Consider the following 12,331-nt stretch of genomic DNA (forward strand, 5'->3'; position numbering starts at 1 on the left):
TAGGTCAAAAGCAAAAGCTGGAGCATTGCAAAACAATACTCCTAGTAGATAAAAAATATAGAACAATCTAGACACTATTTAACAGGAAACATATAAGGTACAACATTTACTGCATTACCCGTTAGTTTCTCGACTTGTGCTTTATCACCCGATAACACCGCTTCAATTTCATGGCTTTGTAAGCCGTAGTTTTTTAGTGTATTGGCAGGTGAAGCAGAATACTCTTGCAGTAACTTAGGGTTAGTTGCTAATTCAGCAATAAATTTACTTAAATCTGACATGAAAATCCCTTATTAATGAGGCGGGTTTATCCATTATTTCGCCACCAGCACAGTGGCTGTAGCCGGTTAATCTAAAGCAAATACAGCATGCTGACAACCTTTCGTTTTAACCCTCGCTTTAGCGCAAATTTTCGCATATCAATAGCGCCTTTAATTCCATTTAGCTATATATGAGCATAATTCGCTATTTCATAAAAGACGTTTAGATGGCTAAAGTGACTTGGTACTATAAGTCATCTGTAGGCAGGAGCCAACGTGCAGTATTTACCTATTTTTGTTAAGTTAACCGGCCAACCAGTGCTGATTGTTGGTGGCGGTTCGGTAGCGCTGCGTAAAGCTAACACGCTGTTAAGTGCTGGCGCTAAGCTTAGCGTAGTCGCACCAGAATTTGCGGCCGAATTTATTACTTGGCAACAACAAGGCAAAGCAGAGCTAATTAATAGCTATTTTGTGCCTAGCTTATTAGATAACAAACTATTAGTTATTGCTGCAACCAATAGCGACACCGTTAATGCTGCGGTATTTAAAGCCGCAACCGCGCGTAATATGTTGGTTAATACCGTAGATGACCAAGCCAAGTGTGGTTTTATTTTTCCGGCTATTATTGACCGCAGCCCAATACTGATCGCTATTTCTAGTTTTGGTACGGCACCCGTGTTAGCACGGCGTTTGCGTGAAAAACTTGAGGCTTTACTGCCGCAGCACTTAGGGCCGTTAGCAACCTTGGTCGGCAGTTTTCGCAACAAAGTAAAAGCTAAAATTAGTAGCTTTGCGGGTCGCCGCCAATTTTGGGAAGGGGTATTTAACTCTGACGTAGTACGCAAGGTGCAAGCTAATCAACTCGATGCGGCGAAACAACATTTAGAACAATTATTAACCGCACCGCAAAAACACAGTGGTGAAGTCTATATTGTTGGCGCAGGCCCAGGCGACCCTGAGTTACTAACCCTTAAAGCGCTGCAATTGATGCAGCAAGCCGACGTGGTGGTGTATGACAACTTAGTATCTGCTGAAGTGTTGACTTTAGTGCGCCGCGATGCCGAGCAAATTTGCGTAGGTAAAAAAGCCGGAGCGCATTCAGTAACGCAACAAGATACTAATCAACTGCTAATAGATTTAGCGTTAGCGGGTAAAAAGGTATGCCGCTTAAAAGGTGGCGACCCGTTTATATTTGGCCGCGGCGGCGAAGAAATTCAAGCATTAGTGCCGCACAATATTGCCTTTCAAGTAGTGCCGGGTATTACCGCGGCAGCTGGCTGTGCCGCTTATGCCGGTATACCGTTAACCCATCGCGACCACGCGCAAAGTGTGCAGTTTGTTACCGGGCATTGCCAACATGATGGTAGCGAACCAAATTGGTTTAGTATGAGCAGTACTAACCAGACTCTGGTAATTTATATGGGTTTAATGAAGGCCGCTTATATTCAACAACAACTAATTAAAGCAGGTCGTAGTGCTGAAACACCCGTGGCTATTATTGAAAACGGCACGCGTCGTGAGCAACGCATTGTAACGGGCAAGTTGTATAATTTAGCTGAGCTAGTAATGCAGCATCAAATAAGCTCACCGGCGCTATTGGTTATTGGTGATGTGGTTAGTTTGCAACAAGATTTACATTGGTTTGGCCTGCGCCCGCAAGCTGCGGTATTTAGTCAAAACCTTACACAGATGGCCTAAGGATTAACAGATGTCGGAACTTACCAGCGCTCTAACCCACTTGCAGCAGCTTGAAGCAGAGAGTATTTATATTTTTCGTGAGGTGGCGGCCGAATTTAAAAAGCCAGTAATGTTGTATTCAATAGGTAAAGACTCATCGGTATTACTGCACTTAGCACGAAAGGCGTTTGCGCCGGGTAAAATACCCTTTCCACTGCTGCATGTTGATACCACCTGGAAATTTCGCGAAATGATCGAGTTTCGTGATCGCTTAGCAAAAGCCTATAACTTTGAACTGCTAGTACATAAAAACCCAGAAGGCTTAGCCATGAATATTAACCCGTTTATTCATGGCAGCGCTAAGCATACCGACATTATGAAAACCGAAGGCTTAAAGCAGGCGCTAAACCAATACGGTTTTGATGCTGCTTTTGGTGGTGCTAGGCGTGATGAAGAAAAATCGCGAGCAAAAGAGCGGGTGTATTCATTTCGCGATAAACACCACCGCTGGGATCCAAAAAACCAACGCCCAGAGTTATGGAACCTGTATAACGGCGCGATTAATGACCACGAAAGTATTCGCGTATTTCCGTTATCAAACTGGACCGAACTGGATATTTGGCTCTATATCCTGCAAGAAAATATCGACATAGTGCCGCTGTATTTAGCCAAACAGCGGCCGGTGGTAGAGCGTAACGGCAGCCTTATTATGGTTGACGACGAGCGCATGCCGCTAGAACCGGGTGAAACGCCGCAACTTAAATCGGTACGTTTTCGCACACTGGGTTGTTATCCCCTGACTGGGGCTATTGAATCAACTGCTAACACGCTAGAAGCGATAGTAGAAGAAATGCTGCGTGCCCGCACGTCGGAACGACAAGGCCGGGTTATTGATCAAGATCAGTCGGGTATGGAATTAAAGAAACGCGAGGGGTATTTCTAATGTCATCGGTAACCGTTACCTCATTAAATGAGCAGTTAAATACACTAGGTATTCGCGATTATTTGCAACAGCATCAAAGCAAAGGCTTACTGCGAGTACTTACCTGCGGCAGTGTCGATGATGGCAAAAGCACGCTTATCGGCCGATTATTGCATGACAGCCAACAGCTATATGACGACCAATTAGACGCCTTAAAGCGCGACCATAAAGGCCGTAACGGTGAAGGCGAGTTAGAGCTAGCCATGTTAGTCGACGGCCTTCAGGCTGAACGCGAACAAGGCATTACTATCGACGTGGCTTATCGGTATTTCTCAACCACCAAGCGTAAATTTATTTTGGCCGACACACCAGGCCACGAACAATACACGCGCAATATGGCCACCGGCGCGTCCACCTCTGATGTGGCAATATTACTGATTGATGCGCGCTATGGTGTGCAAACCCAAACTCGGCGCCATAGTTTTATTTGTGCGCTATTAGGTATTAAACACCTCGTTGTTGCCGTAAATAAAATGGATATCATTGGTTATAGCGAACCAGCTTATCAGGCTATTAAGTTGGAAATACAGGCACTAATGGCGCAGTTACAAGTGCCAACGGTAGACATAGTGCCAATTAGCGCCTTAAAGGGTGAAAATATTTTAACGCTTTCAGCCAATATGCCTTGGTATACCGGCACAGCATTATTACCACTGCTAGAAACCCTGTCTATACCGAAGTATGGTGGCAGCGCTACTCGCTTTCCGGTGCAGTATGTTAACCGCCCCGATCTTAACTTTCGTGGCTTTGCTGGCAGCTTAGTCAGTGGCCGTTTAGCCGTAGGCCAAGCCATTACCGCTTACCCATCTGGGAAAAAAACCACTATTAAGCAAATAGTAACCTTTGCCGGCGAGCAAGCTTCAGCCAGCGCGGGGCAAGCCGTTACTATAACGCTAAATGATGAAATTGACGTTAGCCGCGGTGACTGGTTAGTGCCCTCTGAAGAGACCGTAACCCTAACCAATCGTGCACTGGCTTATTTAGCCTGGTTTAATGAACAGTCACTACAAACTGGTCGCTTATATGATATAAAACTGTCAACCCGAAAAACCAGCGCCAGCATTAACAGGTTGAATTATAAAGTTAATATTAACACTTTAGCACAAGAAGCAGCCGAACAAGTAAGCATTAACGATATTGCGCTAGTGGAACTAGAGTTAACCGAAACACTGCCGCTAGATACCTTTAAAAACCAACCTAGCACGGGCAATTTTATCTTAATTGACCGCTTAACCAATGCCACAGTAGCGGCAGGCTTAATTCAGAATATTTTAGCCGAAGAAAAAGCCAGCGGGACAGATATCAGTGCCTTTGAGTTAGAGCTGAATGCACTTGTTCGCAAACATTTTCCGCATTGGGAAGCGCGAGATGTGCGTGAATTAGTTAAGGCTGATAAATAATGCTGTATCAGCAGTATGGTGTTATCACGCTATTATTGGTGTTAGTAGCTGCGCTAATCTTCAGTAAACGCTCGCCAGCGCTGTGGTTTGGTGGCGCCTTGCTATTAAGTTATTTAGCCGGCTGGCTAACATTAGATGCGGCGCTGCAAAACTTTGCTAACCCGTCGCTAATTACTTTGCTATTACTGCTATCAGTGTCAATTGCGATTGAAAAATCGCAATTGGTTAGCTGGCTAAGTCGTGGCTTTCAAGGCCAGCGTTTAACTAGCGTTATCGCCCGCTTAAGTTTATCTAGCGCACTAATGTCGGCTTTTATTAATAATACTGCGGTAGTAGCAACACTAATGTCGTCACTACGGCATCATAACCACTTTGCCGCCTCTAAGTTGCTATTACCGCTATCATACAGTGCCATCTTAGGCGGTATGCTAACACTAATCGGCACCTCTACTAACCTTATTGTTAACGGCTTTGTTGAACAAGCGGGCGAGCCTGTATTAGGCTTTTTTGACTTTACTCTGCTGGGTATTTTGGTACTAGTAGCTGGCGTTATTGTATTAATGATAGGCAGCCATTGGCTGCCGGATAACCGCGAACAAACCAACGATAGCACACCTTATTACCTTACTGCGCATGTGCGCAGTGACAGCCAACTTATTGGTAAAAGTGTCGAACAAAATCAGCTGCGTGAGCTGCAATCGTTATTTTTAGCCGAAATTCAACGTGGTGCAGAACGTATCTGCCCAGTAACACCAGAAACGGTTATCCAAGCTGCTGACGAATTACGTTTTGTTGGCGATATTGCCGCAGTATCACGCTTACAGCAGTTTCCCGGTTTAGAGCTGTTACGCCAAAATCAACAACAAGGTGAGTTATTAGAAGCCGTACTAAGTTACAGTTCACGTTTAGTGGGTAAAAGTTTAAAACAAATTCGCTTTCGTCATCAATACGATGCGGTGGTAATTGCTGTGCGCCGTGGCCATGAACGCTTACAAGGTGGCTTAGGTGATTTAGTGCTGCACGCAGGCGATGTGCTTATTTTATCTGTTGGCGATCATTTCCCAGGGCAGCATCAATTAAACCAAGAGTTTATTTACGTTAATGGCTTATCTATTAGCACGCCATTACCTAAAACGCGCAGCAACTGGGTACTGCTTAGTTTTCTAGCTGCACTCACTTTATCTATTATTGGCGTTGTACCACTGATTAAAAGTTTACCCGTGTTATTACTTGCCTACGTTGCTGGGCGAGCAATAAGCATAAAAGAGCTAAAAAACCGTTTTCCATTAGAGCTATGGATTATTGTTGGCTCGGCTATTGGCTTAGCACAGTTAATGATTAAAACCGGTGTCGCCAGCGCTACCGCAAATATACTAATCCAATGGGTTGATGGCAGCGGAGCCTATGGTGCGCTAATCGCAGTATTTGTTGTCACCTGGCTATTTACCGAATTAGTAACTAATAATGCCGCTGCAGCATTAACGTTTCCGATTGCCTATGCCATTGCCCAAAACTTAGGAGTTGATCCGGTGCCATTTTTTATGGCGGTTGCTTTTGGGGCTTCTGCCAGCTTTATTTCACCCTTTGGTTATCAAACCAATTTAATGGTGTACTCGGCAGGTAATTATCAGTTACGCGACTATATTCGTCTTGGCGTACCCATGGTACTGGCGTACAGTGCCGTAGTGCTGTTATTTCTACCGTTAATTTATCCCTTTTAACCGGCTAAAAGCATGACTAATAACAATATAAAATGGCAACAACACGACATTAATGCGCAAAGCCGCGAGGCGTTATTTGGCCATAAAAGCGCGGTGATCTGGTTTACCGGCTTATCCGGCTCGGGCAAATCGACTGTCGCCAATGCGTTAGAGCAAGCATTAGCGGCCCAGGGTAAACACACCTATTTGCTCGATGGCGACAATGTGCGCCACGGCCTGTGTGCTGACCTGGGTTTTAGCGCACAGGACAGAACCGAGAACCTGCGCCGCGTCGGCGCCGTCGCCGGCTTAATGGTCGATGCAGGTTTGCTGGTATTGAGCGCTTTTATTTCGCCGTACCGCAATCAGCGTGAACTGGTAAAAAGCTTTATCCCGGCCGGTAAATTTATTGAAGTGCATATCGCCACTCCGCTGCAAGTATGCGAGCAGCGCGACGTAAAAGGCCTGTATAGAAAAGCCCGCGCCGGTGAAATCAGCCACTTTACCGGCATTTCCGACCCATACGAAGCGCCCGAAGCAGCCGATTTGGTGCTGGACACCTCAGTGACCTCGCTGCAAGATAGCGTGCAGCAATTGCTTGCATTGCTCAGAGAAAGACAGATTATCAGCTGATGCCAAGGCGCAGCGACAAGGTGTACTTTCGTAGCAGCGGCAAGGAGGCCGCGCAGGCTGAGACAGCACAGGGACGTGCTGTTGAAGGCGGCGAAGAAAGTATTGCCTTGTCGCTGAGTTTACACCTGGCTGCAAACTACGACAGCCAACAGCACACGGGGACGTTGTAAATACATCCATGTAAACTCCTCTCCAGCATCCATGCTGGAGACGCCCCGCTTAGCTGTTAGCTGTCTTCGCTTGGGATACTGGTGTAACATCAAATAAAATAAAAGGACATCTGCATGAATTATTTGCCGGCCATTATCGATATCGCCGAACAAGCTGGTCAGGCGATCCTGGCGGTATATCAGCAAGATAACGCCGCCTTTAATATCACTGGTAAAGCCGATGACTCGCCACTGACCGCTGCCGATTTAGCTGCGCATCAGCTGATTGTTAAAGCGTTAACGGCTCTTACACCGAAGCTACCGATATTGTCAGAAGAAGCGGCGGATATCAGCTGGGATATCCGAAAGACCTGGCAGCGCTACTGGCTGGTAGACCCATTAGATGGCACTAAAGAGTTTATTAAACGCAACGGTGAGTTCACGGTAAATATTGCACTGATTGAACACGGCGAGCCGGTGCTGGGTGTTATTCATGCGCCGGTATTGAAAAAAACCTACTACGCCGCTAAAGGCCAGGGCGCCTTTTTAAAACAAGGCGCAAGCAGCAAGGCCATTGCGGTAGCCACGCCCGGCGATACCGTGCGGGTGGTCGGCAGCCGCAGTCACCCCAGCCCTGATCTGGCCGGTTATCTGCAGCAATTTGCCAAGCACGATATGGTACCAGTGGGAAGCTCATTAAAGTTTTGTCTGGTGGCCGAAGGCAGCGCCGATGTGTATCCGCGCTTTGGCCCTACTATGCAATGGGACACCGGCGCCGGCCATATTATTGCGCTGGAAGCCGGCGCCAGCGTTACCTTTGACGGCATTGCCAGCCAGGTGTATCAGCGGGAAAACCTGCGCAACCCCAACTTTATTGTCTCGGCGCTACAAGACTAATACCCAACAGTCGGTTACACTAAACGCAATTAATATAGGTGATTTATGCGTTTAGATAAGTTTATATGTGACAGCATCGGCCTAACTCGCAGCCAAGCGGGTAAAGCTATTCGCCAAGGGTTGGTGACGTTAAATGATAAAAAAGTAAAACAAGCTGCGTTACAGGTAATAGATAACGATGTGGTATGCCTAGATGGCGCACAGCTGCAACTAATTGGCTTGCGCTACTTTATGCTGCATAAGCCCGACGGCTATGTTTGCTCTACCGATGATCCTGACCATCCAACCGTATTTATGCTACTAGACGAGCCACTACTAGACCGGTTACACACCGTCGGTAGGCTAGATTTAGATACCACAGGTTTAGTATTAATTACCGACGATGGCCAGTGGTCGCATCGCATTAGCAGCCCCAAACACCATGTTGCCAAAACCTACCGTGCCTGGACAGCTGACCCGATACCCGCCAGTGCGGTACAACAATTTGCTGACGGCGTAATGCTACGTAATGAGAAAAACCTTACCTTACCGGCTGAACTAAAAATAATTGGTGAATGTGAAGCGCTGCTTACTATTCAAGAAGGCCGTTACCACCAAGTAAAACGCATGTTTGCTGCTATCGGTAATAAAGTAGTGCAATTACATCGTGAAAAAATTGGTGGCGTACAATTACCAGATGACTTAGCAGTAGGCGAGTATCGTGAGCTAAGTGCCGAGCAGTTACACTTGTTGCAGATAAAATAAATGCGTCTCTTTATCGGCATAAGTATACTGTTACTTGCCTTTAGTAGTCAGGCTGCAGATTGGCTGCATTATAAAACGAAAGACAAGGTTACGGTTGAGTACCGTAGGCTAGACACTAGCCTATTAGAAATTCGAGCTGAGGTAAGGCTGAGATCGAATATTGGCGCTTTTTTGCATTTACTTAATGATACAGCAGCCATTAACCGTTGGGTTGAAAATGCTGAACGCGTTGAAATAATTGGCTCAACCGCAAAGCATAGCAATATAGTGCACACTTATTTTAAGGCGATATGGCCGGTGTCGTCTCGCGATATGGTGACACAATCGTCGTGGTCGCAAAATGCCGACGGTATAATAACCTTACAGGTTACTGATTTGGGCCAGCAATACCCTGTAGTTAAAGGCTATGTACGAATGCAGCAGGTTAAATCGCTTTGGGTTTTAACGCCAGCAGCTAACGGAGAGTTGTTAATTCAGTACCAAGGACAAGCAGATCCTGCAGGTAATTTACCGCATTTTATTGTTAACCGCGTGGCGCTGCGTGCTCTGTTAAATACATTTATTAATTTAACCAAGATGTTGCCGCAATATCAGCGGCCATACCCCGGCGTAATCGACAATTAAAAACGCCGCTAATTTAGCGGCGTTTTTAATTTTGGGTTGGCTTAAAACTTAACCAATTCACCTTTTAACGCAACACCAGCCATAATACTACCGGCGCCACATTTATACTCAGTAGCACTGCTGAACTCATTGTTTTTATAGTTAGAACGTATATTTACTACTGCATCATAACCGCGTTTAGTTGCGGCTTCTTGCAAGGCTTTAATCGCCGACAGCAACACCCACTGGCAGGCTTCTTCATCTGATTTACCTACCGCATTAGTCTTTTTATTGGTGCTAATATCACCCCAATTGCTAGTTACTTTTGGGTGGCTTTGGCCGGCAAAATAAAACGGCACATCGGTCAAAGCTGATTTAGCTTTATCAGTACCTATTATATCTGCCAAAGGCATGGTCGAAATATCGTCACGGGCTGATGCCGTGCCACACAAAAATACAGTGCTTAATGCCGCTGCAATTACTAACTTAGTTTTCATAAATAACTCCTTGTTGATTAAAAATCCAGGCAAAGGCCACACCAAAACTGACATTGTGCCGACGCTGTACTAATGGGCTATCGCGAAAGCTCGCTTGCTGTAAATTATCGTAACGGGCAAAACTACCCAACCACCAATTTTTATAACGCCAGCTTAAACCACTAGACAAACACCAACCAGAAAAACCATCGGTGGCATGATACTGTTGCCGCTGCTCGGTTGCGTAATGCTGTTCAACACCATACAAATACTGATGATATTGTGCGGTACTCCAAATTGCGGCTAACTGACTACTCAGTTGTAGCCTATTAGCTAACGATTTATGCCAACGAATATGCGGCTCTACACGCCAACCGACACTTTGCCAATGTTGTAAATCAGTTGCAACTGCTTTTCTTAACGGAATGCGCAAAGTTAGCTGACTCGTCGCTGTTTTGCTAATACTGTAATCTAAGGTAGGCCCTATCTCACCGATCCATAATAGATCAGGCATATCCCGACGGTAAGGGTTGTCATCACTATTTACTCGCAGCGCTCCGGCCATACTTACACTTAAAGACCATGCACCGTGCTGAAATAACTCGCCTATCGCTTCTGACTGATTAACTTTAACTTTATCGCTTTGATAAACGATATAGGGAAAAGGCAGCAAATAATGTTGATTAACGCCCGAACCTACATAATCTGGCAACTGAGCGTAGGTAGCGCCAACACCAATAGCAAACTTAGGTTTAGTCGCGCTTACTTGCTTTGCGCTAGCCGGCACAGTGCTGAGCAAAATCACGCTAAATATAATGCCAATACAACTGGGCAAATAACGCCACAACATCACAGTTTAGCTATCCCAACGTTTAAAAATTAACGATGTATTAATACCACCAAAAGCAAAGTTATTGCTCATAACATAGTTGGTGTGCAAGCTACGCCCTTGTTCAGTAATGTAATCTAAATCAGCACAATCGGGATCGACTTCGGTTAGGTTTAAAGTGGGCGCAAACCAGCCATCACGCATCATCATAATACTGGCCCAGCTTTCAATGGCACCACAAGCACCTAATGTATGGCCAAGATAACTTTTTAGCGAGCTGATTGGCATACCAGTGCCAAAGACGCGAGCCGTAGCATGGCTTTCTGCTACATCACCGCGGTCGGTAGCCGTGCCATGCGCATTAACATAGCCAATGCAACTAGTAGATAGCGCCGCATCATCTAAGGCTAAACGCATCGCCTTTTCCATAGTCGTGTCGGTAGGCTGAGTAACATGTACGCCATCAGAATTAGAGCCAAAACCGACTAGTTCAGCATAAATAGTCGCGCCACGCGCTAAGGCATGTTCTAACTCTTCAAGAATTAAGGTGCCAGAACCTTCACCAATAACTAAACCATCACGTGCTTTATCAAAAGGGCGTGGTGTTAATTGGGGGCTATCATTACGGGTGCTTGCCGCATATAAGGTATCAAATACCGCGGCTTCTGTTGCACAAAGCTCTTCGGCACCGCCGGCTACCATTAATAATTGTTTGCCAAACTTAATCGCTTCGTACGCATAACCAATACCTTGCGAGCCAGAAGTACAAGCCGAACTAGTAGTATATACGCGACCTTTAATGCCAAAGAATACCCCCACGTTTACCGCGGTAGTATGTGCCATCATCTGAATATAGCTGGTGGCAGTAACACCCGACATATCGCCGGTATCCATCATTCGGCCAAAAGCTAAAATAGGATCGGTACTGCCTGTAGACGAACCAAAAGCAATGCCGCAGCGACCGTCAGTAAGTGCTGGGTGCTCTAACAAACCGGCATCGCTTAACGCCAGCTCTGTGCTGCGGGTGGCCATTAATGACACCCGTCCCATTGAGCGTACCATTTTACGGGTATAGTGTGCAGGCTGCTTAAAATGCTGTACTGGCGCCGCTAATCGGGTACTCATGCTGCTGTATTTGTTCCAGTCCGGCATACTACAAACCGCATTTTCACCTTGCATTATCTGTTGTTTAAATTCAGGCCAGCTATCACCAAAGGCCGTAATAACAGACATACCGGTTACAACAACTCGTTTCATTATACTAACCCACCATTTACCGAGATAACCTGCCGGGTAATATAAGCCGCCGGCTCTGAAAACAAAAAGCCTACCGTTGCTGCCACTTCATTGGCGGTACCCGCTCGACGTAAAGGAATCATCTTCATTACTTCGTCGGCCGCTACGTCTTGTACCATATCAGTATCAATTAAACCCGGCGCCACACAGTTTACCGTAATTTTGCGCTTAGCTAACTCTAGCGACAGCGCTTTAGTCGCGCCAATTAAACCTGCTTTGGACGCGCTATAATTTACTTGCCCACGATTGCCCGCTATACCAGACACCGAGGCCATAGTAACAATGCGGCCACCATTGCGAAGCTGGATCATTGGCATTACCGTTGGGTGTAGCACGTTATAAAAACCGTCTAAATTAGTGTGTATCACCTGATCCCAATCTTGCTCCGTCATCGCGGGAAAAGCGCCGTCGCGAGTAATACCGGCATTACAGACTACGCCATAATAAGCACCATTGTCGGCAATATCCTGCTCTAAAGCAGCCTTTGTTGCGCCGCGATCGGCCACGTCAAACTGTAACACCTGCGCTTGCCGACCTAGCTGGCGAATACTGCTAGCGACGCTTTCAGCGCTATCGCGCCCGGAACGACAGTGCACGGCAATATCAAAGCCTTGGCTAGCTAAATGCAAAGCAATGGCTTTACCAATGCCGCGGCTTGAGCCGGTAACTAATACTCTTTTCATTA

At 46.2% G+C, this 12,331-nt stretch carries 13 protein-coding genes; 8 read left to right on the plus strand and 5 right to left on the minus strand.

Annotation, left to right across the window (positions count from 1 at the left end):
* Positions 1-74: 74 nt before the first annotated feature.
* Positions 75-281 carry a hypothetical protein gene (locus E0Z06_RS14670; protein ID WP_132586266.1) on the minus strand — a complete coding sequence of 69 codons (207 nt, stop codon included), beginning with the start codon at positions 279-281 and terminating at the stop codon, positions 75-77.
* Positions 282-536: 255 nt separating this feature from the next.
* On the opposite strand from E0Z06_RS14670, the gene cysG reads away from it, so the two are divergent.
* The 8 genes from cysG (at position 537) to E0Z06_RS14710 (ending at position 9,066) form a co-directional block, all read left to right on the plus strand.
* Positions 537-1,958 carry a siroheme synthase CysG gene (gene cysG, locus E0Z06_RS14675; protein WP_132586269.1) on the plus strand — a complete coding sequence of 474 codons (1,422 nt, stop codon included), beginning with the start codon at positions 537-539 and terminating at the stop codon, positions 1,956-1,958.
* A 10-nt stretch (positions 1,959-1,968) separates the two neighbouring features.
* A complete protein-coding gene (gene cysD, locus E0Z06_RS14680) occupies positions 1,969-2,880 on the plus strand; it encodes a sulfate adenylyltransferase subunit CysD (protein WP_132586272.1) in 912 nt (303 codons plus the stop codon).
* Positions 2,880-4,319, plus strand: coding sequence for a sulfate adenylyltransferase subunit CysN (cysN, locus tag E0Z06_RS14685; RefSeq protein WP_132586275.1), 1,440 nt, complete (start codon positions 2,880-2,882; stop codon positions 4,317-4,319). Before cysD ends, cysN begins: the two co-directional genes overlap by 1 nt.
* Positions 4,319-6,040 (plus strand): SLC13 family permease, encoded by a 1,722-nt coding sequence (locus E0Z06_RS14690; protein WP_132586278.1) that lies wholly within the window; start codon positions 4,319-4,321, stop codon positions 6,038-6,040. The genes cysN and E0Z06_RS14690 overlap by 1 nt, the downstream gene beginning before the upstream one ends.
* A gap of 12 nt (positions 6,041-6,052) precedes the next feature.
* Entirely contained in the window at positions 6,053-6,652 is a 600-nt protein-coding gene (cysC, locus tag E0Z06_RS14695; RefSeq protein ID WP_132586281.1) for an adenylyl-sulfate kinase, read from the plus strand.
* A 284-nt stretch (positions 6,653-6,936) separates the two neighbouring features.
* A complete protein-coding gene (gene cysQ, locus E0Z06_RS14700) occupies positions 6,937-7,698 on the plus strand; it encodes a 3'(2'),5'-bisphosphate nucleotidase CysQ (protein WP_132586284.1) in 762 nt (253 codons plus the stop codon).
* 45 nt (positions 7,699-7,743) lie between these two features.
* Positions 7,744-8,442, plus strand: a complete 699-nt coding sequence (gene rsuA, locus E0Z06_RS14705; protein ID WP_132586287.1) for a 16S rRNA pseudouridine(516) synthase RsuA — start codon at positions 7,744-7,746, stop codon at positions 8,440-8,442.
* Complete coding sequence (locus E0Z06_RS14710) at positions 8,443-9,066, plus strand: START domain-containing protein (protein WP_132586290.1); 624 nt, start codon at positions 8,443-8,445, stop codon at positions 9,064-9,066.
* Positions 9,067-9,107: 41 nt separating this feature from the next.
* Here E0Z06_RS14710 and E0Z06_RS14715 read toward each other — a convergent pair whose 3' ends face one another.
* Genes E0Z06_RS14715 through E0Z06_RS14730 form a run of 4 tightly spaced genes read right to left on the minus strand, consistent with a single transcriptional unit; the run spans position 9,108 to position 12,329 of the window.
* On the minus strand, positions 9,108-9,542 hold the full coding sequence (locus tag E0Z06_RS14715; RefSeq protein ID WP_132586293.1) for an excinuclease ABC subunit A: 435 nt from the start codon (positions 9,540-9,542) through the stop codon (positions 9,108-9,110).
* A complete protein-coding gene (locus E0Z06_RS14720; protein ID WP_243695610.1) occupies positions 9,532-10,371 on the minus strand; it encodes a MipA/OmpV family protein in 840 nt (279 codons plus the stop codon). Before E0Z06_RS14720 ends, E0Z06_RS14715 begins: the two co-directional genes overlap by 11 nt.
* A 6-nt stretch (positions 10,372-10,377) precedes the next feature.
* The gene (locus E0Z06_RS14725) at positions 10,378-11,607 is read right to left on the minus strand and encodes a beta-ketoacyl-ACP synthase (RefSeq protein WP_132586299.1); all 1,230 of its coding nucleotides are present in this window, start codon (positions 11,605-11,607) and stop codon (positions 10,378-10,380) included.
* Positions 11,607-12,329, minus strand: coding sequence for a 3-ketoacyl-ACP reductase FabG2 (locus tag E0Z06_RS14730; protein WP_347812431.1), 723 nt, complete (start codon positions 12,327-12,329; stop codon positions 11,607-11,609). The genes E0Z06_RS14725 and E0Z06_RS14730 overlap by 1 nt, the downstream gene beginning before the upstream one ends.
* Positions 12,330-12,331 lie beyond the last annotated feature (2 nt).

Origin of the sequence: Rheinheimera sp. D18 (assembly GCF_004345025.1) — a bacterium.
GTDB classification, from domain to species: Bacteria; Pseudomonadota; Gammaproteobacteria; order Enterobacterales; family Alteromonadaceae; genus Alishewanella; species Alishewanella metallidurans.